The organism is Sporosarcina sp. P29 (genome assembly GCF_002743265.1).
Lineage (GTDB): Bacteria > Bacillota > Bacilli > Bacillales_A > Planococcaceae > Sporosarcina.
Genome location: NZ_PDYX01000015.1, coordinates 38,010 through 63,451, shown reverse-complemented (window position 1 = coordinate 63,451; position 25,442 = coordinate 38,010). Strand labels below are relative to the sequence as shown.

Annotated in this window: 23 protein-coding genes and 1 pseudogene; 4 read left to right on the top strand and 20 right to left on the bottom strand. The window is 40.1% G+C overall.

Features of this window, described 5'->3' with window-relative positions:
* Window positions 1–106: 106 nt before the first annotated feature.
* The 4 genes from CSV68_RS12465 to CSV68_RS12450 are packed head-to-tail and all read right to left on the bottom strand — an operon-like array spanning window position 107 to window position 4,273.
* A complete protein-coding gene (locus tag CSV68_RS12465) occupies window positions 107–1,276 on the bottom strand; it encodes a M20 family metallopeptidase (RefSeq protein WP_099662292.1) in 1,170 nt (389 codons plus the stop codon).
* Window positions 1,277–2,782 (bottom strand): tripartite tricarboxylate transporter permease, encoded by a 1,506-nt coding sequence (locus CSV68_RS12460; protein WP_099662291.1) that lies wholly within the window; start codon window positions 2,780–2,782, stop codon window positions 1,277–1,279.
* Between the two features lie 22 nt (window positions 2,783–2,804).
* Window positions 2,805–3,248, bottom strand: coding sequence for a tripartite tricarboxylate transporter TctB family protein (locus tag CSV68_RS12455; protein ID WP_158233526.1), 444 nt, complete (start codon window positions 3,246–3,248; stop codon window positions 2,805–2,807).
* A 29-nt stretch (window positions 3,249–3,277) separates the two neighbouring features.
* On the bottom strand, window positions 3,278–4,273 hold the full coding sequence (locus CSV68_RS12450) for a Bug family tripartite tricarboxylate transporter substrate binding protein (protein ID WP_158233525.1): 996 nt from the start codon (window positions 4,271–4,273) through the stop codon (window positions 3,278–3,280).
* Window positions 4,274–4,460: 187 nt separating this feature from the next.
* Here CSV68_RS12450 and CSV68_RS12445 point away from each other — a divergent pair, with 187 nt between their 5' ends.
* Both CSV68_RS12445 and CSV68_RS12440 read left to right on the top strand, forming a co-directional pair.
* Entirely contained in the window at window positions 4,461–5,363 is a 903-nt protein-coding gene (locus tag CSV68_RS12445; RefSeq protein ID WP_099662288.1) for a LysR family transcriptional regulator, read from the top strand.
* Window positions 5,364–5,475: 112 nt separating this feature from the next.
* Window positions 5,476–6,552 (top strand): annotated as a pseudogene (locus CSV68_RS12440) (tartrate dehydrogenase).
* 114 nt (window positions 6,553–6,666) lie between these two features.
* Here CSV68_RS12440 and CSV68_RS12435 read toward each other — a convergent pair.
* The 4 genes from CSV68_RS12435 to sda all read right to left on the bottom strand — a co-directional run bounded on the left by CSV68_RS12435 (window position 6,667) and on the right by sda (window position 10,113).
* Complete coding sequence (locus CSV68_RS12435; protein WP_099662287.1) at window positions 6,667–7,605, bottom strand: magnesium transporter CorA family protein; 939 nt, start codon at window positions 7,603–7,605, stop codon at window positions 6,667–6,669.
* Between the two features lie 162 nt (window positions 7,606–7,767).
* On the bottom strand, window positions 7,768–9,138 hold the full coding sequence (locus CSV68_RS12430) for an MATE family efflux transporter (protein ID WP_099662286.1): 1,371 nt from the start codon (window positions 9,136–9,138) through the stop codon (window positions 7,768–7,770).
* A 52-nt stretch (window positions 9,139–9,190) separates the two neighbouring features.
* Complete coding sequence (locus tag CSV68_RS12425; RefSeq protein WP_255407206.1) at window positions 9,191–9,820, bottom strand: helix-turn-helix transcriptional regulator; 630 nt, start codon at window positions 9,818–9,820, stop codon at window positions 9,191–9,193.
* 176 nt (window positions 9,821–9,996) lie between these two features.
* On the bottom strand, window positions 9,997–10,113 hold the full coding sequence (gene sda / locus CSV68_RS12420; protein ID WP_099634002.1) for a sporulation histidine kinase inhibitor Sda: 117 nt from the start codon (window positions 10,111–10,113) through the stop codon (window positions 9,997–9,999).
* A 356-nt stretch (window positions 10,114–10,469) separates the two neighbouring features.
* Between sda and CSV68_RS12415 the strand changes: the two genes are divergently transcribed.
* Window positions 10,470–11,729, top strand: coding sequence for an ATP-binding protein (locus CSV68_RS12415; RefSeq protein WP_158233523.1), 1,260 nt, complete (start codon window positions 10,470–10,472; stop codon window positions 11,727–11,729).
* A gap of 96 nt (window positions 11,730–11,825) precedes the next feature.
* Here CSV68_RS12415 and CSV68_RS12410 read toward each other — a convergent pair whose 3' ends face one another.
* The 7 genes from CSV68_RS12410 to CSV68_RS12385 all read right to left on the bottom strand — a co-directional run bounded on the left by CSV68_RS12410 (window position 11,826) and on the right by CSV68_RS12385 (window position 18,189).
* Window positions 11,826–12,722, bottom strand: coding sequence for an AEC family transporter (locus CSV68_RS12410; RefSeq protein ID WP_099634000.1), 897 nt, complete (start codon window positions 12,720–12,722; stop codon window positions 11,826–11,828).
* 222 nt (window positions 12,723–12,944) lie between these two features.
* Complete coding sequence (locus CSV68_RS12405) at window positions 12,945–14,414, bottom strand: methyl-accepting chemotaxis protein (RefSeq protein WP_099662283.1); 1,470 nt, start codon at window positions 14,412–14,414, stop codon at window positions 12,945–12,947.
* A gap of 151 nt (window positions 14,415–14,565) precedes the next feature.
* On the bottom strand, window positions 14,566–14,697 hold the full coding sequence (locus tag CSV68_RS17550; protein ID WP_255397623.1) for a hypothetical protein: 132 nt from the start codon (window positions 14,695–14,697) through the stop codon (window positions 14,566–14,568).
* The gene (locus tag CSV68_RS12400; protein ID WP_099662282.1) at window positions 14,694–15,164 is read right to left on the bottom strand and encodes a hypothetical protein; all 471 of its coding nucleotides are present in this window, start codon (window positions 15,162–15,164) and stop codon (window positions 14,694–14,696) included. Before CSV68_RS12400 ends, CSV68_RS17550 begins: the two co-directional genes overlap by 4 nt.
* The gene (locus tag CSV68_RS12395) at window positions 15,161–16,441 is read right to left on the bottom strand and encodes a replicative DNA helicase (protein WP_158233522.1); all 1,281 of its coding nucleotides are present in this window, start codon (window positions 16,439–16,441) and stop codon (window positions 15,161–15,163) included. The genes CSV68_RS12400 and CSV68_RS12395 overlap by 4 nt, the downstream gene beginning before the upstream one ends.
* Entirely contained in the window at window positions 16,422–17,228 is an 807-nt protein-coding gene (locus tag CSV68_RS12390; RefSeq protein WP_158233521.1) for a conserved phage C-terminal domain-containing protein, read from the bottom strand. The genes CSV68_RS12395 and CSV68_RS12390 overlap by 20 nt, the downstream gene beginning before the upstream one ends.
* A gap of 205 nt (window positions 17,229–17,433) precedes the next feature.
* The gene (locus tag CSV68_RS12385) at window positions 17,434–18,189 is read right to left on the bottom strand and encodes a helix-turn-helix domain-containing protein (RefSeq protein ID WP_099633995.1); all 756 of its coding nucleotides are present in this window, start codon (window positions 18,187–18,189) and stop codon (window positions 17,434–17,436) included.
* Window positions 18,190–18,350: 161 nt separating this feature from the next.
* Here CSV68_RS12385 and CSV68_RS12380 point away from each other — a divergent pair, with 161 nt between their 5' ends.
* Window positions 18,351–19,460, top strand: a complete 1,110-nt coding sequence (locus tag CSV68_RS12380) for a class II histone deacetylase (RefSeq protein WP_099633994.1) — start codon at window positions 18,351–18,353, stop codon at window positions 19,458–19,460.
* Between the two features lie 70 nt (window positions 19,461–19,530).
* On the opposite strand, the gene CSV68_RS12375 is transcribed toward CSV68_RS12380, so the two are convergent.
* The 5 genes from CSV68_RS12375 to CSV68_RS12355 all read right to left on the bottom strand — a co-directional run bounded on the left by CSV68_RS12375 (window position 19,531) and on the right by CSV68_RS12355 (window position 25,424).
* Complete coding sequence (locus tag CSV68_RS12375) at window positions 19,531–20,904, bottom strand: alkaline phosphatase (RefSeq protein ID WP_369823507.1); 1,374 nt, start codon at window positions 20,902–20,904, stop codon at window positions 19,531–19,533.
* 632 nt (window positions 20,905–21,536) lie between these two features.
* Window positions 21,537–22,640, bottom strand: a complete 1,104-nt coding sequence (locus CSV68_RS12370; protein WP_099633993.1) for a 2-keto-3-deoxygluconate permease — start codon at window positions 22,638–22,640, stop codon at window positions 21,537–21,539.
* Window positions 22,641–22,697: 57 nt separating this feature from the next.
* Window positions 22,698–23,855: a UxaA family hydrolase gene (locus CSV68_RS12365; RefSeq protein ID WP_099633992.1), complete on the bottom strand. Its 1,158-nt coding sequence runs from the start codon at window positions 23,853–23,855 to the stop codon at window positions 22,698–22,700.
* Window positions 23,856–23,888: 33 nt separating this feature from the next.
* Window positions 23,889–24,203, bottom strand: coding sequence for a UxaA family hydrolase (locus CSV68_RS12360; RefSeq protein ID WP_099633991.1), 315 nt, complete (start codon window positions 24,201–24,203; stop codon window positions 23,889–23,891).
* A gap of 18 nt (window positions 24,204–24,221) precedes the next feature.
* Window positions 24,222–25,424: a UxaA family hydrolase gene (locus tag CSV68_RS12355; protein ID WP_099633990.1), complete on the bottom strand. Its 1,203-nt coding sequence runs from the start codon at window positions 25,422–25,424 to the stop codon at window positions 24,222–24,224.
* Between the last annotated feature and the right edge of the window lie 18 nt (window positions 25,425–25,442).

Genomic DNA, 25,442 nt, shown 5'->3' with positions numbered 1-25,442 from the left:
TTCAAAATTATAAAGACGTTAATTAGTTGTAGTAGTTAAATCAAGAATAAACACACCAATTCAAGGGTGTTTTCGCTACCCGGTTCATCTTCCACTCACTAACGTATCAATTAATACTTTTAGAAAACGACAAGACGGATCGCATCAACAGTTCCATTCTAGGAAGGAATGTATCCAATTCCATATACTCATCTACAGCGTGCCAATTTCCCCCTACAGGACCCATTGCACATATAGTCGGGATTCCAATGGATGAAGCAAATCCTGCATCAGCGGCTCCTTTGGTTTTCTGCTCCGTTATCGGCAGCGACATTTCTTGCGCACTTTTTTCCACAATTTCATAAAGATGCGCTATGCCATCGTTATATTCCATCGGTAAAATACTCACTCCACCTGATAAAGTACTCTTCGTTCCTGGAATATATGATGTATTTACAATTTCTTCAATACCTTTGTACAGTTCATCAAAATCTTCCGTTTTCCAAAATCCTGAATGGACCGTAGCTGTTGCATGTGGCGATACCATATTATTACTGACACCACCCTTAATGATGCCAATATTAACAGTTACATCCTTGTCATTCTTCATTAGCTCTTTAATTTTGATCATTTTCCACGCCAGTTCATCATTCGCGCTAATCCCATTTTCAATGAAAGCGCCAGAGTGTGAAGCTTTTCCTTCTACCTCAATCTTAAGGTGCGCAGACCCTTTCCGTGCGGTAACAACTGAACCATCAGGGCGTCCTGCTTCGAGATTGAAAACAGCCAACGCATCTTTGGCCCTCTCTTCAATAACTGCCCTTGAGATCGGAGAACCAATTTCCTCTTCAGGTGTAAATAAAATTTCAATATCGCATAAGTCTTCAGCAACAAACTCCTTAAGTGCTGTTGCTGCATAAATCATTGTAACTAAGCCAGCTTTCATGTCTGACACTCCAGGTCCCCGCAGAAGATTCCCCTCTACAGCGAAAGGTCTTTCCTTTGTCGTTCCATCTGGATGAACCGTATCCATATGACCCATCAATAAGACTTTTCCATCTTTCCGACCTTTAATTGTAGCAATTATATGGTTTCCAAATTCCTCATTTTCTCTGACCTCATAAGAAATACCTTTACTATCTAGCAACCCCATAATCTTCATGGCTACATTATTGACTCCTACTTTATCGTAAGAAAAACTATCAGTGTTTACAATCGACTTAAGAAAATCCAAAGCCTCGTGTTCATTTCCTGCTAGGTAATCGGTAAGCTTTGTCATAACTTGAGTGCTCATCATTCAATCACTTTCCTTTTCTAGTTTCCTTGCTAACGTATATTTTTTGAATTCGTTAAATATAATTTTTCCAAACACGAGTACAGTAATGGCTATAATGACTGCACTTACTGGTCTAGTGAAGAAAATACTTAAATTTTCTTGGGACAACAACATAGATCTTCTGAAATTCGTCTCTGCAATAGGCGCTAGGATCATTGCTAATAGTAGAGGTGCTAAAGGTAATTCGACTTTTAGCATTACATATCCCAACAAACCAAAAATCAGCATAATCATTACATCAAACATTGAATTTGCGATAGAATATGAACCCAATACACAAAGTACTACAATAACAGGCATTAAAATCCCTTCCGGTATGCGCAATAACTTTGGGAATATTTTAGTTGCACCAAGCCCCAATACGAGCATGAAGATATTCGCTACTATTAACGCCATGAAAATTCCATACACTACGTCAGCATTTGTTGTAAATAGCATCGGTCCTGGCGTCAGCCCTTGAATCATTAATGCACCTAGCATTACAGCCGTGATAACATCACCCGGAATACCTAATGTGAGTAGAGGTACTAATGCTCCACCTGTTACTGCACTATTGGCAGATTCAGTTGCAGCCAAACCATCTACGTTCCCTTTCCCAAACTTTGTTTTGTCTTTCGAAGCACGCTTCGCTTCATTGTAAGCAACGAAAGAAGCCACACCTGAACCCGTTGCTGGAATAATCCCTATAAAAGTTCCAATTACTGAAGAACGAAGTAGGTTAAACCAGTTTCTTTTTAAATCTGATAGCTTCAAGCCGATAGAAGTGGATCCGATTTTACTTCGTAACTGTTCTCCCTTACCTTCAACCCTCGTTAATACTTCTGAAATTGCAAATAATCCAACCAATGCAGGTACAACATTAATTCCATTTAATAAATCTACACTGCCAAAGGTAAATCTTTCTGTTCCTTTTACCGGATCTAACCCGATAGAAGCAATGAACAAGCCTATTAAACCTGCAATCACACCTTTTAATAAAGACTTACCAGAAACACCTGCCACTATCGATAAGCCAAATAGAGCTAAAGCAAAGTATTCAGGTGGTCCGAATGTCAGGGCAAATTTAGCTAACTGCGGTGAAATTAGGATTAGTACAACACAACTGAATATTCCACCAATTACAGATGCTACTGTTGTCATAGTCAAAGCTTTTTTTGCTTCACCGTTTTTAGTCATTGCTGGTCCTTCCAACAACGCTGCCGCTGCTGCTGCCGTTCCAGGTGTTCCAACCAAGATTGCAGTGATTGACCCTGCGTAAACAGCACCAACATATACCCCTAATAAAGCACTAAATGCGACTATAGGCGGTATGCCAAAGGTTAGCGGTATTAATAGCGCAAGACCCATCGTCGCTGTGAGTCCAGGCAATGCTCCAAATACAATCCCCAGTGCAACTCCTGCTAAGTTAGCAAGAAGCGCAACTGGTGCCAATGCGAATAGTAATCCTGCAAGAACTTCTGGGGACACATAATCCCCTCCTTTTTAAAGTTTAAGGTAATGGAATTTTGAAGAGGAAAGTAAACACAAAATATAAAACAAAAGGTAATAGTATAGATGTTGCGATCAAGACTGGAATCTTCCGAATTCCAAATAACCATTGCCCAATAAAAAGGAATATGATGGTTGAGATAATGAATCCCGCAAGAAAGAACAACGCAATATAACCAATTAACAACAGAATGAAGAAAACAACTCCAAAAATCATCTTTCCGCTAATTGCTATTATTTCTGTACTGCGTTTGAACCTCAGAATTGCGGTCAAAAGTAAAGACACAGCTGTAATCATCAATAGAAGAAATATTAATCTCGGAAAGAAATCCGGTCCATACTTAGTCGTAGAATCTACTGCTAACTTTGCTGAATAAAAATAACCGATTACAGAAAACAACAATAGAACAATACCTGTAGAAATATCACTAACTTCTTTTTTCATAGATTCCATACCACCTATGTCGTGTTATTTTAATTTAACGACTGAATTACTTTTGAATTTTTTTCATTTTCTACTAATACTTTTTCTTTAAATTCATCAGAGCTTAGGTATTTAATAGGAAGCCCTGCATTTTCAAATTGCTCTTTAACTTTGTCATCTTCCAGTGCGTTTTTTATAGCGTCATCTAACGTATCTACGATTTCTTTAGGTGTATCTTTAGGTGCCATAAAGCCAAACCACGCACCTTGACCGACCAATTCATATCCTAGTTCTTTGAATGTAGGAACGTCAGGCAAGCTTTCCAATCTTTCATCTGTAGTCACTGCTAGAATTTTGAGTGCATTACTTTCCGCGTGTGGAATAATCTCAGAAATAGTATTAACAGCCGCGGTGATATGATTACCAAGTAGCGCACTAACTGCTTCTGCTCCTCCATCGAATGGGACATGCTCCATCTCCACATCTGGGAGTTGGTTTAAGAAATCTGAAGTAACAACATGTTGGTGCAGTCCAGCTCCTGTTGTTCCATAAGTTGCTTTACCAGGGTTCTCTTTTGCAAATTCCAATAAATTGTCCAAAGATCCAATACCTGAATTTGAATTAACAGCTATGCCATATGGAGCCTCGGAAATTTGTGATATCGGATAAAAATCTTCCGATACGTTATATCCAACTTCATTTGCATTTGGCGTCAATGTAGATGGTCCTACTGCTGTCAAAATAATAGTATAGCCATCTGGTTTTGAACCTTTCAGTGAGTTCATACCTGTCGCACCAGCTGCCCCCGGTTTAGATACGACATTGACCGTTTCACCAAGTTGTTTTTGAAGGGATTGACCGATTAAGCGTGCTTGTACATCCGCGCTACCTCCCGGACCATAAGGTATTATCAAATTAATTGGACGTTTCGGAAAATCTGAACTGTCCTTCGAAGCGCTTTCATTCCCCGTTTCTTTAGTACATGCAGTAAGAATAACAAGTGCCAATGCAAGGAATAACACTGTGAACCTTTTACTGTTTTTCATCATTTATTTCCCCCTAATTTTCTATTAAAGTTTAATTTTCTACCTTTTTCGCCATGAGTTAATCAATAAGCTTTCAGAAGATTTAAACATAATGCTATAATATATCTATATCTTATAAATGTAAAATATATATCAAGTGTATTCTATATACCTTTTTCCTATATATAAATGGAGGAGTTTATTAAATATGAACATTCAAAAATTAAAATATTTTATAGCAGTCGTTGAGTATGGAACCATTTCAAAGGCTGCCATAGCACTCAATATTACTCAGCCACCGTTAAGTGCATCCATTAAAAGCTTCGAGGAAGAACTCGGGGTGGATTTATTCAATAGGGTTGGTAAAAGAATGCATCTAAATACTACCGGCGAGTTGTTGTATGAACGCGGGAAAGAGTTATTAGCCTCTACAGAAATAATTACTCAAGAAATTAACGAGCATCACCAAGGTCAACGGGGCCATGTCACAATAGGTTGTTCGACCATAGCTAATCTCACTATTATTCCTGAGGTAGTCCATTATTTTAACGAACACGACATTCCTATAACCGTTCATGTTAAAGAAGGAAATGCCGCTTATATTTTAGATCAAATACGTCACCACAAAATAGATATAGGTATATTACGTAATGTGTTCAATAAAGAAGATCTACATGCAACGGCTTTACTATCGGAGCGATTGTTAGTCGCCCTCCCTCCATCTCACCCTTTGGCCAAAAACAATTCGGTTACATTGGAAGAGTTAAAAGACGAAAAGTTCTTTTTGCAACATACAACTTTTGGTCATGGAATCTCAGACGATATCTTGGAAGAATGTCATCTTCGTGGATTTAGTCCTAATGTCATTTATTGGGGAACCGAAACATTGCCTATGCTTAGCATGGTAAAGAGAGGCATGGGCATAGCATTTTGCCCAGAAGCCTTCTCGAAATTAGAGGGATTCGATCCTCCTCCACTTTTGGAGTTATCTGATCCCGTTATTCATTCAAAACTGAATTTGGTGATATCAAAAAACAGTGTAAAGAAAGCTGCAACAGAACATTTTATTAAAGTCACAAAAGAAGTTTTAAAGGATTTAGATACTCATTAAATATTTTTACATTAAGCGTATGTAAAAAATCTCAAGGTAACATAAATATAATCTGCCCTATTAAAGTTATATATTTAAAATATTATTCTAATACACAGAAAAGAGTGACCAAATGACTCCCTACAAAATAGCCGTAATCTCCGGTGATGGAATCGGCCCTGAAGTAATTAACGAAGGCATCAAAGTCATGCAACGTGTAGCTGAACTCGACGGATGACTCTCCTTCGAATTCACCCACTTCCCATGGGGCTGCGAGTATTACTTAGAGCATGGACAGATGATGGCAAGTGACGGGATGGAGCAACTCGAGAAGTTTGACGCAATCTACTTAGGTGCTGTCGGTTTCCCTGGAGTGCCTGACCATATTTCGTTATGGGACCTACTATTAATCATTCGTAAACAGTTCGATCAATATGTCAATATCCGACCGATTCAGTTATTGAACGGTGCGCCTTGTCCTATTGAAAACGGAACGAAAGAAACGATTGATATGTTGTTCATCCGTGAAAATAGTGAAGGTGAATATGCGGGTGCTGGTGATTGGTTGTTTAAAGGCAAGCCGGAAGAAGTGGTGTTGCAGACGGGGGTGTTCTCTCGTAAAGGAACAGAGCGGATCATTCGTTATGCATTTGAGACGGCTTCGGGTCTCGGGAAGACGTTGACGAGTATTAGTAAAGCCAATGCATTGAATTACTCGATGGTCTTCTGGGATCAAGTGTTTGAAGAAGTAAGTCTAGAGTATCCACACGTGAAGACGGCGAGCTATTTGGTCGATGCGGCTGCGATGTTAATGATTAAAGATCCGGCACGATTCGAAGTGGTCGTTACGTCGAACCTATTCGGGGATATTTTGACGGATTTAGGCGCTGCACTCGCTGGAGGAATGGGACTGGCTGCCGGGGCGAATATTAATCCTGAAAAGACGTACCCTTCTATGTTCGAACCGATTCACGGATCCGCTCCTGATATAGCGGGCCAGCATATAGCCAATCCGTTAGCTGCGATTTGGTCAGCTAGTCAAATGTTCGATTTCTTTGGATTTGAAGATTTGGGCAAGTTGTTGTTGGATTCGATTGAAGAGTTATTGGTGACGAAGTCTGCATTGACACCAGATTTAGGTGGTAGTGCTTCGACTAGTGAAGTTGGGGATGCGATTGTGGAATTAATTGAATCGAAGTATGTGTCCTGACTACATACACATGATGGATTTACCTGAATATCAACTGATTATAAGTGCTATTCCGTTCTAGGATAGCACTTTTTCCTTTTGGATTGGCAGACTGCTAGCTTGTTATTCATCACTCTAGAAGTTTTTATCCTTCGAACTTTCCAATACGCTGCCGATCCACTTTTTCTTTCTTAAGTAATAATATAAACTCCACGTAGAGAGCGCGATGACGAGAATCGCACCCAAATAGCCGTATCTCCAATCGAGTTCCGGCATGAATTTGAAATTCATTCCCCATAAGGCACCCCAAGCCGCTACTGGCGTGAAGAGCATGGTGATGACGGTCAACGTTTTGACGATTTCATTGCCTCGATAGGAGGAAATGATCGATTCAAGATCGATCAGCTGCCCTATTTCTTCGTTATATTCTCGGATTGTCTGGCGGCAACGTCGGATCCGTCGACAAGTTCGTTTGTAGAAATAGCCTTCCAAGATGTTTTCTCCGAATGCCTCTACTGTGGCTTCTTGAATTTCTGTGAACGGAATGATGAGGTTTTTCCAAACTAGTATTTCGTACCGGTTATCCATAATCTGTTCAAAGACTGGCTCATTATTCTTTGCTTTGACGCTCCACAGCAGATCATGCATGCGGTCTTCAAAACATTCAATTTCTTGTAAGAACACGCTCGTAACTTCTCCGATCAGAACCATAAATCCTTCGATCGCATCCTCTGCTCTGTCCATGTAATTCAGTACTTGCTGTTTGGAAGACCCCGTAAAAAATGTAGAATCCATGCCGGATGTCAGCAGGATATCTTTTGTAAGGTAATAATGAAGGATGGCTTTTTCGCTGCGAACATCCACGTTCTGGGAATAGACGACGGACCCCCACATCGATTCCTTCCCATCTTCACACCCGTCCATTTTCAGATTATTGTTTTGATGTTCAGATAACGACAACGCCCAGCGCTTGCCGTCAAATGGAATATCCGGGAGCTCGTTAATCTCGTTTTGAGTGGCTGCGTCAATACGAATCCACGTCCAATTTTTATACGCAAGTACAGGTTCCATCATCGGACTCCCCCCTTTTCTTTCTAATTTTCCTTTTCAAGAAACAAATTAAACATTTGAGAGCTCATACCAGGTCCATCATTTTCATAGCCAAATGATTGATTATTATTATAATAGATTGCATTACTTCTAAATAATAGTGATTTTCTCTTTCATAAGAAAATATTAGCGTTCTTCACTGGGGCCACTTCTCGCTGTGTTAAAGAAGGATAAAGCCATCCCGAGAGTCAGTATATCTGCGAGCGGAATCGCAAAGAAGATAGAAAACGACGGGCTGATTGTGAAAATATCATATTTCTCGAAGATAGTCGGCAAGATGATCACAAGCGGTATGACGGAAACGACTTGTCTCGTTACTCCAATGATGACGGCTTTCATTTCGCTACCTGTCACTTGGAGCAGCGTCATGATCGTATACGTCACGCCGAGAATGGGAAACGTGATGAAGATCACTTGGATGATCGACATGACCGAGTCGATGATTGCTTGATTTCCTGTAAATAGCACGAGAATATACTTTCCAACTAAGAATACGATCGCTGTGATTCCGATTCCGTAGAAGAAGCAGTACTGTACGGTTTTCTTTACGACTACTAGCTTTTTATCTTCATCGCCTTTTCCGTTGAAGTACGCAATGATCGTTTGAACGGCTTGTGTGATCCCAATGATTGGCATCAACAGTAGCATGTACATTTTATTGGCAATATTCCACATCGCGATATGTGCATTGCCGCCTACTGTCAGCAATTGATAATTGACGATGAAAGCTGTTACGCCTGCCAATAGTTGAATCGTCGTTTGAGCGAATCCGACTTTGAACATATTATACGACATTGCGATGAACGCTTTTGGTGAAATGGGGTTGGAAGTAAACCAGTTATGGTTTTTCACGAGATACATGACAGCCAGCAGCGCGCACACTACTTCACTAATGAGTGTGCCGAGTGCGATCCCGACCATTCCGAGCTGTAAACCAAATGTGAGAATGACGTTACCTACTACGTTGATGACGACAGAGAGAACGATGATGACGGCTTCCGCTTTTGGATTTCCGAATGCGCGTATGACACTTGTTAGCGTATACCCGATCGCACTGAATATATTACTGATTAGGATAATGCGTAAATAATCTTGCGCCAGTTCGTATACTTCCACCTCGGCACCAAGCATCGACAATATGGAGTGCATGAATAAGTAGACGAGGAATGACGTACTGGCGCTGACGACGATCGTCATGATGAAGCCACTCTTGAAATAATTATTCAGTTTTGTTTTGTCGTTTCGACCTAAATATGTAGAAATCATAATAGCTGTAGAAATTGCAAACAGTGTTTGAAGTGCAACAAATACCGCCATCAGTGGGGATAATAACCCCATTGCGGTCAATGCACTTTCGCTTTGGCTACCTAAGTGCCCCGCAAAGGAAGTGTCCACAACCGCTGTCATCATTTCTATGAGTAAAGAAAAGATTGCTGGAATGGAGAATGTCAGGATGAGTCTATTGATTGATTGGCTTTCATATACGTTAGTTTTCATTGGATATCCCTCCGAAAATAACTATACCAATCGTAATAGGACACCTAATGTCTTATTTGAAAATGAACTGTGTATTTTCTTTGTAAGGAATAAATGTTCTTTCAAATTCTATGTCCGTACACTGCGCTTTTTTAATTGCAGAGATTTCAACCAATAGATAGTCCTCGTCGTGAGCATATAGGTATAACCCTTCCGGCCGTAATACATAACTTATGGGCGCGACCAGGATCTGTTCACCGCCGCATGTGATGGCAAGTAACACTTCTTCATCCAAGCAATGATTGATTTTCTTATAAACGCTTTCGGTCATGTCTATTTTTTCTCCTGCAAAATCCACAACGAAATAATCATTTGCATCCGTCTCCAATAAATCAATCAACTCCGGGGAAATAAGAGCCAGTTTTTTCATGACCTGATCTTTATTGCGGTTTGAAGAGATGCTATCGTACATCGACAATGCAATGGTGATGGTTTGCAAGTCTTCATTTGTGAAGAAGCTTTCGGTTAACTTGTAGCTCTCTTCTATATAGATTCCACCTTGATTTCCTTGTTTACACGTTACGGGTACGCCCATCATAGATAACTTATCCACATCTCGTTGAATCGTTTTGACACTCACTTCAAACATCTCGGACAATTCTTTATGGGTTACTTTTTTCACTTTCAATAAATACAGCAATATTTCAAATTGACGATTTCGTATGCTACTCCCTCCAATCTTTTTCTAGATTTGTCCTCTATGTATCGTAGCTTTTCTTATTATGTAATGAAAGTAATGGAGGGCATATCCTTAAAAGAGCGCACTTCCCCTCGTTCAACACACTCGATCTATTCGTCAATAAAAAAACGCCACGGCATCTATATACCACGACGTTGTATTTCTTCTTTAAGTAGCTCAATAAATGCTGGCTCTACACGTATTTCCTCTGTGCGCTCATAGGCTTCGAGCAATGCTTCGTTTGATAATTTTAGCATAAGGCACCTACTTTCTAGTTTATGGACTTATTTTGCTTACGATACCCCATATATCGTGCATGTAAACCATTTTATGAACTTAAGATAAAAGTTTTTTATAAACAGGTAATTGCTTGAATTAAAAGCACTACATTGGAACTATATATTTACATGTAAAGCGTGCTTCAGTACTCGTCCTTTCGCAAAATACACTAAATATACTAAAAGTTTACAAAATTATAGGTCGTTATAGTAAATAAGATGTTATAATTATAGTTGTTATACAGAGAGGAGTTTTTTATATTACACATTCAATCGATGCTAATAGAAAAATGGAACTTACTAAAGGCATAGAGTCTTTACTAGTAGGCCATGTGGTGTATACGTACACAGATCGTAGCATGTATATAGAACATGCTACTTCCTATGTAGCTGAAGGATTGGATAAAAACCACATCATTTTATATGTCGATCAACCCACGAGTTTCGCTGCCGTTAAGGAGAATCTTCGAAATGCGGGTTATACGGAAGAGCAAATGGATCATATTTATTTTGTCGATACCGATATGGCATATGAAACGCATGATAACTTTAATGCAGAAGCTGTTTTAAAGAATTTAAATGACTTTTTTGATCCGCATATTATAGAAGGAAATGTTCTCCGCGGGTGGGGCTTAGTGACATGGCGGCCTCAAAATATAAAAACATTGATTCCTTCTGTAGCTTTACATGAACAAAATTTTGATGACTTTTTCTCTAGAGTAGCGAATATCACAAGGAATTACATCAATGTATGTGCGTATGATAGTTTATCTTTATCTGGTTCACTCTTAATTGAACTTTTGCAAACGCATGAATACCATATGACAGACACTAATTTCTTACCTTCGCATTTATATAAAAAAGAGCCTGTTCATTTTAAAGGAGTTTCAAAACAACTCAAGTTTGAAAATGAACTACGAAACCATGATATCCGTAGAGATAAATTAGACATCACTGGAAAATTGGCTTCCATCATTGCACACGAACTTCGCAACTCTCTTACTGTTGTTCAAGGGCGTTTACAATTGTTGGATCTCACTGCTAGTGATCGTAGTGCAGCTAGTCAAGCACAATTTGATGGTATCAAAAATGGGTTAACAGAAATAGAACAAACAGCATCTAAATTTTTATCCTTAGCTGAAACACATGTGGTCAATCAAAAGGTGATCAATATTTCAGAATTAATCGAAGTTGTTAAGGTTCAGATGGAATCGGATATGGACATGAAAGCGATTAATATGCACGTGACATCGGATAACGACCAGATGACGATTTTTGGCGATGAACTGAAAATAAGACAAGTGTTTATTAACTTAATCAAAAATGCGATTGAGGCTATGGAAACTGGAACAATCATGCTTATTGTGAAAGATGATCTTGATCACGTTACAATCGATGTTTCCGATAATGGTAATGGTATCCCAGACGAAATTCTAAGTCAAATAGGTGACCCCTTCGTGTCGTCAAAAGTAGATGGAACTGGGTTAGGGTTGTTGATCTGTGAAAAAATCATTAGAGATCATAGTGGAAACTTATTACTAAATACTGAGATTGGCAAAGGGACAACCTTTACAATTAATTTGCCAAAGTCATAACTGAAGTTAATCTCAACGAAATAGAAGCTGAAGCCAGTTCCGGCTCCAACTTCTTTTTATTTTGGGATTTTATAAATCTATTGACCGCTAGTTCGTTCAAATAATGACATTCAACAAAATACTTAACGTGATAATACTCAGTAGCGTAGAAATTAACGTGATCATGGAAACCAGTTCCGGCTCGGTATCAAATTCAATCGCATACATCGTCGTTGTGGCCGCTGTAGGCATTGCGGAAATAATGATGAGGACCGTCCCTACTAGGGGATCCATTCCTACGAACAGCACGAAAATAAACGCAAGTATTGGTGCAATGACCATTTTCAAGACAACGCCTGAAATGACCACTTGCCAATTTGGCTTCTTACGAATAACCGATCCTAGTTGCATACCTAGCATAATCATCATGACCGGAATCGCAGCGTCCCCGACCATGGACGTCGTAGACATAATGGATTCCGGCACCGTAATGTGGAAATACTGAAAAACGAAAGCGAAAATTGCAGCATACGTTGTCGGCATTTTGAAGACCATTTTGATGGATCGACCGATGCCACTCGTACTGCGTGACGCATAATAGACGCCAAAGAAATTATTTTGCAGTGATTGTATGACCATGATGAATATGGCATACGGTAGTGCTTTTTCTCCTAAACTAAATAACACGACTGGTAAACCGTAGTTTCCAGAATTCATGAAACCTGTAGCTAGGATCGAGGCACTTTCTACTTTTTTATTCCATTTAAAGATTTTCGCCATAATTTTATTGAGTAACACCATCGCATAAAAAAGTGCAAACATATAAATCAGGATCGTCATATAGCTCGCATTGAAATCGGCCTTATATAAAGACGAAAAGACAAGAGCTGGCGATAGTATGTAAATTGAAAGTGAAGAAATTGATTTAATATGTAAGCCTTTGACTCTTTGTAATATGAATCCTACTATGAATACTGAAATAATCGGTAAAATAACCGTGAAAAACAATCCCATTTATACACCTCTAACGATACAATCATTTACATGTACGTCGCTTTGATGAACGACAAAGCCACCCTACAGATACAATACTAATGGTAATCTTAAGAATTGTCTCTATATATGGGAAGTTACTTTTAATTGAAAGAGAAAACTACAGACAAAAGAAGTTACATCTCTTGTTTTCGAGTGTAACTTCTTTTATGTGCTGCTGTGGTGTTAATTTGCAAATGCATATTATGTTCTACGAATGGCAATCGCTTCGTCATGTGTTTCATGAATATAGTTAGCAATTTCTTCTTGCTCCCCTGCCAATTCCGTCAGCGTGGCATTTAATTCTTCCACTGCCGCCGTACTCTGCTCTACTACCGCAGCGAATTCTACTGTGCGTTCACGAATCGTCAATGTTCGTCCAGTAATGATATCAAATTCACGGATGAATGTAGCTAACTCGTTTTGCAAAGTGGACATGACGTGATGCAACATACCAAAGGATGCACTGGATTCATCCGCCACACTGTTTTGCATCGTCAGTTGCTTCAAGCCTTCGTGTAATTTTCCAACCGCAATCGTATTTGTACTATTTAACTCCACTAAATTCGTGTCGATTTTCTTAAGTGTCTCATCCGTTAATCTCGCCAGTTTACGAATTTCATCCGCCACAACCGCAAAGCCTTTACCGTGTTCGCCTGCACGTGCGGCTTCAATCGATGCATTTAAGGCCAATAAGTTCGTTTGCTCTGTAATTTGTTTAATCGAACTGGCAAATGCATTTGTCTCGTCAATTTTACTAGAAAGAATACCGAATGTATCATTCAAATCTGTAAAGAATTCGGCAAATGTATCCAGACTGTCTTTCAATCGATTCATTTGAGCAGTTCCTGCTTCCGCTTTACTCCCTGCGTCGTTCGTTTTGTCACCAAGTTCAACAAGTCCTGTCGAGATCTCTTGAATCGCTTCATGTGTTTGTTCTGCGTTTTCCGCAATCTCCGCAATATGATCGGCTTGATGTTGACTGCCTGAACTTACTTCATTGACCGCCTCTAACATTTCACGCTGAGAAGTAGTGGATCTGGCCGCATTCGTTTGAATAAATGCTAGATTAGACGTGATTTTCGTCACCGCTGTATCCAGCTCCTCAAACAGCACTTGTTCCTCTTCGGCTTTCTGCGATGTCAGTGCTAATAGCTCTTCTACATGTTGAAAGACTCGATCATTCTGTCTAACCAATAAAAACAAACAAAGTGTTGTGAGAAAATGAAGAAGAAGCAAGTTGGAACCGCTTCCAATAATAATCTCAGGTGATATAAAATATTTATTGTTCACGAGTAATGCAAGTAAACTCAATACGTAGGCAAATCCAATAATACGCATTTTCCCATGCACGGCACCTAATACTAAGACCAAATAGATTACACCGATCGTCCCTAAGTTCGCACTCGAGAAGAGTATTAGACTCATGGAAATGCAAAATGTTAAAAAGACCAAAATGTACGGAAAGTATTTCGCGATGAAAGTGGATGTGTTCATAAATACGTAAAAAAGGATGGCGACGACGAACGGAATGGCAACCGATGTAATAATAATTATCGATGACTGAAGTAGAATTTGAGCAAGGAGTCCAAGTCCTGCCGCCAGTCCAAAGCTAAGCGCCATAATTTTGTTTTTGTTGATCCAATCGGTGTGCTTAAGTTCTTCTATTTTCATCTTATATTCTCCTTTGGTGGCGATAGCCTAGGAGGGTTATGGAATACCCTTATGTATAAGGTATCATTTTAAATTATCTAAATATATGGGTAATTAGATTCAATTATATTCATATAACTTTTACTTCCGCCTATGACGCAGCGGATTTCATTTACCACTCGGCTACAATCCTCTCGTACAACGCCGCCAACTCGTCGTCCCCCATCTGCTCTACATAACGCATCGAATAATTCGAGCGCAGGCAAATCACTAAGATCAGTACGCCCCGTTCTTCTTGCGTCATGCGCCCACCTCCGCCATATACAACACACGCTCTCCCGCTTTGGCGTGACCCACATACGCTGGGTACGTAATAATCTCTTTCCTATGCTCATACAGGCATTCTTCGACACCGGTTTCCGCAAAGGTCATGTAGGGGATCATCAGTCGGTCGGCTCGTGTGATATTGCGGTGCTTTTCTCGAAATAATTCTTCATGTAGTCGGAAGGCATCCAGTGAATGTTCTGCTAGGTAAAAGGCGTACCAGTCATCACGACCGTCGATCACAAATAATTTAACTGTGCCGAAATTCAATTCGTTTTTCTCCATCATTCGCTGAATTTCCACTTCATCGAATTCGATGGCTTGTAGTTTTTTACTGTCGTCGTAGAATGTCACATGATCTTTTTGTAAGGCCCAGTAAATGCTGTGGGCCAAGTGGGATAAATCCATTTCTAGTGCGTAGTCAAACATGTCTTGAACAGTGATCATCTGTTTTCTCTCCTTTTGTAGTGGTCTTGATCGAAATCGTATAGCTTGCCGGTTTCTTTGCTATAGATCGTCGTGATCGTGCCGGTCGGTCCGTTGCGGTGTTTAGCAATTTCAATTTCCATTAAATTTGTCGGTGCTTTATCTCTGTCGTAATAATCTTCACGATGGAGAAGCGCGATGACGTCAGCGTCTTGTTCAATATTTCCTGAGTCACGCAAGTCACTCATGACGGGATGTTTATCATGCCGCATTTCAGATGCTCTTGATAGCTGCGATAAAACGACGACTGGACAGTTGAACTCTTTTGCCATTGCTTTTAAATCATTGCTGATCTGTCCGATTGCTACCGTTTGATTGCTTACATTGCCTTCAGAACGAATGATTTGTAAGTAATCAATGAATATAATCGGTCGTTTTGTCGGATTGGTTTTAATGATATTCCGTGCTTTTGCTTTAATTTTTCTAACGGTTAACGTGCTTTGGTCGTCAATATGGATCCCCCCACCATTCAAGCGATTCAACGTGGATGTCCATCGATCTTTTTGTGGTTCGGTGAAATATTTATACGGATTGCGCATTCGTAAGCGATTGTATTCACCTGTCGAAGCGATCATTCGATCAATCATCGATTTACGGCTCATTTCAAGTGAGAAGATGATCGGCATATGTCCATCTTTGCTGGCCTGTAGTGCGAAATGGTTAAGCAGGTCCGTTTTTCCCATCGATGGCCGAGCCGCGACGATGACATATTCACAGTTTTGGAAGCCGTTCAAGATTTTATCCAAATCGCTAAGTCCTGTTGAGATGCCAGGCTTGGTTTCATCCGGTCTGAATGGTCTTTCATATTGTGTGAGTAGATGTTCCGTTAAAGTTGTCGCTTCTCTACTGCTACGGAGTTCTTCTAGTTCACCTAAAGCACGCAGTACGTCATCCGTGCTCCACTCATGTTCAATCGCTTGCTGTAAAATTCGTGCCGTTTCTTGCTTTTTCCATTGGTTGATAAGCATTTCTTCGTATTCATCAAAACGTACGACATTCGCAAATCGTTTGAGCCCATATACGTAATTGACTCCTCCGAGCTCGCTTGGTTCTCTTCCAGTCATAACGGTAATATAGTCTACCGGTTTTCCTTTCTGCGCCAAATCCCTCATGACCATGTAGATCATTTGATGAACATGCCCCTGGAAAAATTTCGCTTGCATGTGACTATCGAGAATTAAATAATTTTCTTCAAACATCGCACCTAGTAAGCTCTTTTCAGCAAGTTCGTAACTCATATGCATTCTCTCCTTTTTCAAAATCTAATGTGGGTGATACATAGGCTTCCAATACAATCGACCGAGCTATTTCAGCTGGGGCTTCATTCAAATAGTTTTCAAATTTCTCTGCTTTGAATAATGTGGATGGTTGTAAGTAGTGACGAAATTGTGGGTGATGGAGCCATTGCGCTGCTTTCGTATCGATCACTAATTTAAAGTCGGCCAGTGTGTAGCCTTCTTCGATCCGCTCATGAAGAAGGTCCACCGTCGTATTCGTATTATGCCTGAATCGTTTAGAAGCTTTTTGGTTTAAATAATCAATGACAGAAGAAATAGTGGCGAGATTTTTCTCGCTAGCTCTTGTATTCTTTGTCGTTTGTTTAAGTTCTTTGGTTATTGCTGGGAGCAAAACGCTCTTCTCTGACAGACGGTTTTGCTCTTCTGAGTAGACTGATTCCGTCTGCTCGAAGGGTACAAAACCACCCCCTTGCTGTGACAGCTTTTCGTAATCAATTCGATACCACTTCGTTCTGTCCATCGGCATTTTGTTATACTCGGATGTAATGATCAATCCTTCTTTTTCAAGTTTGGTGATGAGCCGTTTAATCAGATGAATCGTCCAGCAAGGAAACTCATCCGTCCATTGCTTGTAGGTGTTATACACCCACTTATGGCCTTGATTGATATTGGTTGAGATCTGTAATCGATAATGCAATTGTTGCAGAAATAATGCTTCGTTAATGCCGACCACTGCTGCGAATTTTGGCGAAAACGGTATTCTGACATCTTGGATTGGTCGTTTCAAATTCTCACGCCCCTGTCTGATTATTTTCTCTTTCATTAGTCATATAGAGAGTATTTTCAAAAAGGATACTGCTTTTTTATTTTTATTTTTTATTTGTTTATATTTGCGCACAAAAAAAGAAGTTACAGCTCGTGTTTTGAGCTGTAACTTCTTGTTTATGACGTTTTATTACTTCAGATTCAGGATAGCGCTTTCATATAGCTCGTCATGTATTTGACAATCCTTCCAACTTATAAATCAAACTTGTTCGACTATTGACTTCGTACTTCTCATACATATTTCGTAGATGTTTCTTTACAGTATTGATCGTGATCCATAATTGATTCGCAATCTCTTGGTTACTATATCCTTTGGTGACTAACTCGAAGACTTCTAATTCTCTATTGGAGAGATTCGCTTGATGTGTAGCAACTGTATCGATCATAGTATTCTTCGTCTCAGCTTTCCGTGTGTTTAATGTATTCTTCACTACGTGCTGCAGGTGTACGGAAAGTGTTTGTAGTATAGCTTTATCCCTCCGTGTGAAAGGCTTATCCCCTTTAAACCTCACAAAGCCAATACCGCCATATATGGTAGTGGATGTCGCAAAGTACATGACCATTTGATCAATTATTTGATGGCTTTCGAAAAACTGATTGTACAATGACTTGTCCAGTTCTCCAGGAGTGGTTACTTCTTTTATTCTATACACTGTTTCTTGAGTATCCGCTAGTTTAGATAAGTGCTTTTGGGGATGCATAACGTCATTCGTGTAGTGAACTTCCGTATAGTCAAGCATCATCTGTTCATCGAAATTATAGAATTTCAGATTATGCATATTACCTTTTGTATCCGCATGCCACAATAATGAGTGATGTAACGCAAATGACTTGGAGAGTGATGATTGTATAACATTGGAATCATAGTGAGTTTGATTAATTATATTAATAATACTTTGATAATCCTTCTTCGCTAAATTCATATAATTTCCTCCAGTACTACGATAAATTGGTCACCAACTACATCATGACGTTCTTTGAAAATGAGTAGAAATGTTATCCTTTTGTGTAATATACACTAATCTAATAATTCGGCATAATTAGTACAACACCAATATTACAGAGGTTAAGAGGAGGAAGTCAAATGAAGAAAACAGGATTTATTTACGATGAAAGCTATTTCTGGCATGATAATGGATCGGGTGCATTACATTTAGCATCTGGTGGCTATGTACAAAGCCACACGTACGGTGAAGATCCAGAAACAAAGAGACGCTTCAAAAATCTGATGGATATTTGCGGTTTGACTCCCCAACTAGAATCCATTGCTCCAAAACGTGCAACTAGAGAAGATATTGAGTTATTCCACTTACCAAGTTATATTGATAAAGTTCAAGAGCTAAGTGCAGCAAACGGTGGCGATGCTGGTCAAATCGCTATTGTAGGTAGAGGCTCTTATGAAATTGCCCTCTTATCTGCTGGTGGGGCCATGACGGCTGTGGATTCTGTTATGGATGGCGATGTACAAAATGTTTACGCATTAACTAGGCCCCCTGGTCACCACGCGGAAGCACAAGAAGGTATGGGGTTCTGCTTATTTAATAATGTGGCAATTGCTGCAAAACATGCTAAACGAAAGTATAATTTAGAACGCATACTCGTCCTTGATTGGGACGTACACCATGGTAACGGAACCGAACAAGCATTCTATGAAGATGACAATACATTGTTCATTTCGCTCCATCAAGATCGTTTATTCCCTGCTGGACGCGGATTTGTAGAGCATACTGGTGAAGGAAAAGGTGAAGGGTATAACGTGAATATTCCGTTGCCTGCCGGTACAGGAAATGCTGGTTATATGAACGCGTTTGAAAAGATTGTAAGGCCGATTGTTGATCAATTTAAGCCAGAGCTGATCATCGTATCTGCCGGCCAAGATCCAAACTTCTTTGATCCTTTGGCACGTATGATGGTGACATCGGATGGTTTCAGACGATTTGCTAATTTCATGAAAGACCTTGCAGATAAGCATTGTGACGGTCGTTTAGTATTATGTCACGAAGGTGGATATAGTGCAGCTTACGTTCCATTCTGTTCATTAGCAATTGTAGAAGCTTTAAGCGGAATAAAAACCGATGTAGAAGATCCGTTCATGGAAGGTTTTGATGTACCAGTAGAGACATTATTCCCTCATGAAGAAGAAGCTGTTCAAGCTGTTATCCGCCAGCACTCGAAGTATTGGAGTTTCGAGTAATCATAAGTAAACGCCTTCCCATCTTGACGATAGGAAGGCGCTTTTTTCATTCATTCCATAATACATAAACTTACTTCTTACCCGTAATCATGTCAAAAATGATATTCGCATGATCGGTATTATCTAACAAACCTGTAAAGCGCTCTTTAGACGGTCCATATGCATAAACAGGTACATCTTCACCAGTATGTCCACCGGTTGTCCACCCCGTATAGGAGCGTGTGTCGATGATGTGTTTGATAGCCGTTTCAATATCACCGGCCTCTGTACCTGCCGCTTGAACTGCTTCTATTTCTTTCTGTTCTAACGGAAAACTTTCTTGGTCAATGTAGCGTATCAATGTCTCTTCTACATCGTTGCCGTCTGCAATCTGTTGTGAAATGAATGCCGGTGTACGTTTCACTGCTTTGATCGCATCAGCTGACCAATTATATACGCCATCCGCCCCTATGGAGAATCCTCCAGTTGAATGATCCGCCGTAGCAATGACTATTGTATGCTCATCTTGTTCCGCAAATTCGATCGCTGTCTGGAATGCTTTCTCGAAGTCTTCCATTTCACTCATCGCACCGACAATATCATTGTCATGCCCCGCCCAGTCGATTTGGCTGCCTTCAACCATGAGGAAAAATCCTTCTTCGTTTTTCTTCAATCGCTCAATCGCCGCTTCTGTCATCTCTTCCAGCGAAGGTGTTTCTGCTGGACGGTCGATCATTTTGGGCATGCCGCCATCCGCGAACAATCCCAGTATTTTATCATTCTTATTTTCCACTAATTCTTCTTTCGTCGTGACATATCCATAGCCATCCAGTTCAAATGAGTGTGCATGACTCAAGTCTTCTCTGACAAAGTGTTTTTTCCCACCGCCGAGAAGGACATCGATTGTATGCTCGCCATTGATGCGTTCATTGTAATAATCATCGGCAATCTCATCCATATTCTTTCTACTTTCATTATGGGCACCGTAAGCGGCTGGGGTGGCATGTGTAATTTCAGAAGTAGCGACGAGCCCAGTCGATTTCCCTGCTTCTTTTGCCGCTTCAAGGACAGTTTGCACACGCTCTTTCTGTTTATCTACCGCAATTGCGTTATTGTATGTTTTGACACCAGACGACATAGCCGTGGCTGCAGACGCTGAATCTGTAATCGTTTCTTCGTCATCATCAGGATACGTCATTTGTTGTCCCACTAGATGTTGATCGAACGCTGTTAACTCTATCTCAGGGGTAGTCGGATCATCTTTGAAGTAACGATAAGCGGATGTATAGGAGCTCCCCATGCCATCTCCAATCAAGAATATGACGTTCTTGATCTCTGGCGCGTCATCTTGTTTCACTTCGTCAGCTGAACTCGCTGAATAATTCCCAGTCCAAACGGCTCCACCTATTAATGCTGCCGATAGTGCTACTACGGGTACGATGGTCTTACTCATCTTCTTCAACAATTAACAACCTCCTGTATTTGTAATCAACTTTACTCTACTAGAAGTTTATTAATATACGGAGAAGGCTGTGTAAATGTTTTGTAAGGAATGTGTTATTTATATAGTGTTTCTTCTCTAGATTTTCGGGTTATAAGGTAGGTTCGCATCACTTTTGAACAATGTGAATTATTCTTCTGTTAAGGAACCGTCTAGTGTCGTAGCCTGACGCTTGTCTTATGACTGTATAACTGTTCCAGTATAATTTCATCTAGTCTGTAAATGCCCAGTTCTCCTTTTCGAGCGTGCATTTTTTTGCATTTGTAAACTTATTATAGATTGCGACAAATGCATATCTAACACCGATCACAGATCGTTTAATCGACTATCATTATACAGATTTTGTGGTGGCACTTCATTTTGATGCATTGAAAAGGTTAAGACCAAAGCTTTGAATTATGAAATTCATTTGTATCTCTTTTGTTTATATTTCGATCATTCGAAACATTATTTTTCATAAAAAAAGACAGCTCACAATGAGTTTTCAAGATTAATACCTTGGTTTCATTGTGAGCCATCTTTTGAATAACTATAAATCAGCAAAACTGTTCCACACCATAAAAATATGTAAAAAATTATTATTAGAATGCCTAGTACTATTTTCTTAGAGGCGATCCTTTGTCATACGATTCTGTCGAAACCTTACTAACATCCATATCGGCAATCTTCCCTGCAAATGCAAATTCCTTATTCTCACTTATTGCACTATTTATTTGATGAACAGTTTCTTGATCTTCTAAAGCTATAGATTCACCTTCAACCTTTGTGTATTTCACTAATAATGCAAGTACAATCGGAATCAGAATTGCTGTTGTAACAGCCGAGGCTGCAACTTGAACAGTAGCCAGTGGTGCAACGCTCAAAAACGATGCATTGGCAGCAGCAATGACACCGGGTACCATGACTGCATTTCCCGCTGTAGTTCCTTCTGCGGCTCCGACGATGGGATTCCACCCCAACGCTTTAAATACCAGGTAAGCTGCTCCTCCAGTGAATACGACTGTAGCAACACCAAGAAGAATGCCGCTCGAGCCACCTTTTACAACATCCGTTAAGTTGATGCCCATACCCAATGCGAATGATAGGAAAGGGATGATGATATCTGATCCTTTCACCAACATATCCCTTAGTTCCATATCTGTATTACCGATGATGACTCCAATAACTAACGGAAGCAATACTGTAATGAAAGCAGTCGCGGAAAACATTCCTTCAACGAATCCCATAGCTCCGAATATTGATAAAGCTACCATAGTTAGAAGGGGCCCATCATTTAATACAAGTACAGAATAAGCAGCTTTATCTTCTTTATTACCATATTGTGAAGCTACTGCCATGTAGACAATTCCATTACTATTAGACATAGCTGCCATAACTGCAAGCGGAGCTAAACCGAGCCACAAACCGGTTGGACCAGCCAGGAAATATGCTAAGAAAGTAAAGACTCCGGCAACAAACCACTTTATCCCAAGAAGTGTAGCACCTTTTGCAACACTCACGCCAAAACTTCTAACATTTAATTGGGCCCCCGCGGTCAAAAGGTAGAGCGCTGCTAAAACTGGGACAGAATCTACGAACAACGCTTGAGTAAAGCCACCAATTCGCAGAAGTTCAGGGAAGAATGTGTTAATAACTGCTGCCAGAAGAAGAGGTACGACCATCATACCTCCAGGAATTCTCTCCAAGTTCTTTTTTATCATAAGTTTCCACACCCTCTAATATTTTACTTTAATTCTCTTCAGCTGCAATAAGGTTACTTATATACTTTCAGCTAGTCTCCAAATGGCAAATTCTTGATTTAGTTCATTCTCGGCTGCAGTCTTTTCCCCATTGGATACAGTAATGACTTTGTCAAAAATCTCTTTACCAATATCATTTATGCTTTTGTTTTGGTCTATGATTTTACCTGCATTAATATCGATATGTTCGGACATGATCTCATAAACTTTAGGGTTTGTACCGATTTTAATAACCGGAACTATTGGTGAGCCTGTCGGGGATCCTTTACCAGTAGAGAACAGCACTATCTGTGCACCACCTGCTGCTAATCCACATACCGACTCAACGTCATACCCAGGGGTGTCCATAAACACAAAACCTTTCTCAGTCGGTTTTCCTGCATATGAAATGACTTCTTTTAGAGGCGTGCCGCCCCCTTTCTTTATACAGCCAAGCGACTTTTCTTCAAGTGTAGTTAGTCCGCCCGCCATATTGCCCGGGGTTGGATTCGCGGAACGGATATCTTCCCCGGTCTGCTTTATTCGGTGCTCGTAAGTTCGAACAATATCCAAGAACTCTCTTCCCACTTCACGATTTATCGCGTTGCTTGCCAAAATATGCTCAGCTCCAATCGCTTCAGTAGTTTCTGCTAGGACGCTTGTACCACCCTCGCGGACAATCATATCGGAAAATGCTCCTATAGAAGGATTGGCTGTGATTCCGGACCATGCATCTGATCCTCCGCACTCTAATCCAACAATTAGTTCAGTAATATCACATTGCTCACGAACTTCTTTTTTACTATTTTCTAAAGCCGTCAACAACCAGGATCTGCCTTCATGCAGGATTTCCGGTATTTTCTGGTTCTTATTTAAACAAACTGTATGGACTGGCTTCCCCTTTTTCTTTAAAATTTTATAAATTTCTTGCGCTATTGGATCATTTTCTGTGCCTACTACCAGTGTGGCGCTTACATTAGAATGACCAGCAGTACCTACTAGCGTTCGTAATGTCTGTGTATGATCTTCCGGGAATTGAGCTACCCCTCCGTGATGAATAACTGGGATAACACCCGGAGTCAAATTGGCTATTTTCCTAGTAAGTGCACTTAATTCCCCAACTGTATTGATTACGATCACATGGTTTCTGACGCCAATGCTGCCGTCAGGTCTACGATATCCGTCGAATGTCTTCATGTTTGATTCCCCCGTATGCAGAAGATTATGATTCTAGGCTTCCATTACATGATTAATAATTTCCAGTCTTTCGTTTTCGTTTAGACCACGAACGTTATGTACATGAACATGAGAAGCTACAAGAATCTCATTTGTAGCCTTGCCCATACACTCTCCATATTTTTTAATTTCCTCGTTTTCGTTTATAACATGTAACGATATTTTATGACCGTAGGGAATTTCCTCCAAGGCAACTAGATTACTTTCGAAATTACTGATCAATACTATTTCACCTTCACTAATCCGCTTTAACGCAACGGCCACATTATCTTTTGGATGCAATTTTAAAGCGTTGTAACTAACTTCCATGCTTATCTCTCCCCTTCATCAGAACGTTGTACCAATATGCGGGATTGCAAATTCCCCTAATTCATATTCTTCTAATGCAGTTAGTTCCCCTGAGCTTACTTGAAGTAATTTTTCTAAAAGGGTAACTGTTTGTTTCTCTTCATTGCCTCGCGCTATATAAAAGTCTACATGATCACGATGAATCTGACTCTCATTACAGGGTGCTAGGCTAATACAAGGGATAACGTTGGAAGTTGTTAGGATTCCTTCTTTTGAAATAATGAGCGCCACATTGCATCCTACCGAAACGAAGTTGGAAATCGTTTCGACAATATTGTCAGATGATTTTAAAAGATATAATCCTCTATTGGACGGTTTTTCGTTGATATTTAAAAGTTCTACCAAATCCTTAGAGCCTAATAGTCTCGCTTCATGCGCAGCAAGGCTCTTCTCTTCATCAGAGAATACTGAAAGTGCATAGCCTTCATCATTTTCCCATCTACGGCGATTAAGACCTTCACTCAGTGTTTTCAGCATTTCCTTTGATCGCGTATCTTTAGTTTTTGTAGCAAGAATCTTGCCACTCGGTTCAAGTCTTCTGGTCAGACTGCAAATAACCGTCGAATCGTTTTCTAATAGTTCATCAATTAAAGCGCTTACAACTGGAGTAGTTATTGCTAATGTCTGTTCGTCCATATCCGTTGTAATGACCCCGATTTTCAGCTTAGAAATTGGTAGGTCCGTTCTTTGCTCATTAGTGATGTCTTTAGACCATTCGCTGGCAATCGCAACACCTTTAGCAACTGTATTAGTTCCACCCGCCATTTGCTGAATGCTAAATCCATCAATCGGCTTAACGTTAGGTATAGCCGCTAATAAACCAGTCACTTGATTGGTTTCACATCCTAAGCCTATTAATAGATTACTGTGGAAGTTTGGATTTTCTGCAACTCCCGATAACATACTTTTTGTGACACTGAAATCATCGCCTAATTGTGCACAACCATTAGAGTGAACAATCGGTACCGCATAATCAATCTTACTCGCAATTTCATTTGTCACAGTACTTGAGCAAATGACTGAGCTGATAATCCCTATATTATTTCTAGTTCCCGCTGAACCATCGCTTCTCATATAACCTTTAAAAGAATATCCCATAGCCACCTTCACCTTTCTTCCCGCTGTAATAGAAGGTATTAGTAAATGATCCTGGCGCAAATAGTTACCAGGATCATCTACCATATTTACTGTTTCATTCGC

Excerpts from the sequence above, each read along its gene's own strand:
- CSV68_RS12385 (WP_099633995.1), bottom strand. The coding sequence starts at position 18,189 with ATGAATTTAGCGAAGAAGGATTATCAAAGTATTATTAATATAATTAAT.
- CSV68_RS12380 (WP_099633994.1), top strand. The coding sequence starts at position 18,351 with ATGAAGAAAACAGGATTTATTTACGATGAAAGCTATTTCTGGCATGAT.
- CSV68_RS12435 (WP_099662287.1), bottom strand. The coding sequence starts at position 7,605 with ATGATGGAACCTGTACTTGCGTATAAAAATTGGACGTGGATTCGTATT.
- CSV68_RS12455 (WP_158233526.1), bottom strand. The coding sequence starts at position 3,248 with ATGAAAAAAGAAGTTAGTGATATTTCTACAGGTATTGTTCTATTGTTG.
- CSV68_RS12395 (WP_158233522.1), bottom strand. The coding sequence starts at position 16,441 with ATGAGTTACGAACTTGCTGAAAAGAGCTTACTAGGTGCGATGTTTGAA.
- CSV68_RS12400 (WP_099662282.1), bottom strand. The coding sequence starts at position 15,164 with ATGATCACTGTTCAAGACATGTTTGACTACGCACTAGAAATGGATTTA.
- sda (WP_099634002.1), bottom strand. The coding sequence starts at position 10,113 with ATGCTAAAATTATCAAACGAAGCATTGCTCGAAGCCTATGAGCGCACA.
- CSV68_RS12405 (WP_099662283.1), bottom strand. The coding sequence starts at position 14,414 with ATGAAAATAGAAGAACTTAAGCACACCGATTGGATCAACAAAAACAAA.
- CSV68_RS12450 (WP_158233525.1), bottom strand. The coding sequence starts at position 4,273 with ATGAAAAACAGTAAAAGGTTCACAGTGTTATTCCTTGCATTGGCACTT.
- CSV68_RS12365 (WP_099633992.1), bottom strand. The coding sequence starts at position 23,855 with ATGAAGACATTCGACGGATATCGTAGACCTGACGGCAGCATTGGCGTC.
- CSV68_RS12360 (WP_099633991.1), bottom strand. The coding sequence starts at position 24,203 with ATGGAAGTTAGTTACAACGCTTTAAAATTGCATCCAAAAGATAATGTG.
- CSV68_RS17550 (WP_255397623.1), bottom strand. The coding sequence starts at position 14,697 with ATGACGCAAGAAGAACGGGGCGTACTGATCTTAGTGATTTGCCTGCGC.
- CSV68_RS12465 (WP_099662292.1), bottom strand. The coding sequence starts at position 1,276 with ATGATGAGCACTCAAGTTATGACAAAGCTTACCGATTACCTAGCAGGA.
- CSV68_RS12370 (WP_099633993.1), bottom strand. The coding sequence starts at position 22,640 with ATGATAAAAAAGAACTTGGAGAGAATTCCTGGAGGTATGATGGTCGTA.
- CSV68_RS12355 (WP_099633990.1), bottom strand. The coding sequence starts at position 25,424 with ATGGTAGATGATCCTGGTAACTATTTGCGCCAGGATCATTTACTAATA.
- CSV68_RS12410 (WP_099634000.1), bottom strand. The coding sequence starts at position 12,722 with ATGGGATTGTTTTTCACGGTTATTTTACCGATTATTTCAGTATTCATA.
- CSV68_RS12445 (WP_099662288.1), top strand. The coding sequence starts at position 4,461 with ATGAACATTCAAAAATTAAAATATTTTATAGCAGTCGTTGAGTATGGA.
- CSV68_RS12430 (WP_099662286.1), bottom strand. The coding sequence starts at position 9,138 with ATGAAAACTAACGTATATGAAAGCCAATCAATCAATAGACTCATCCTG.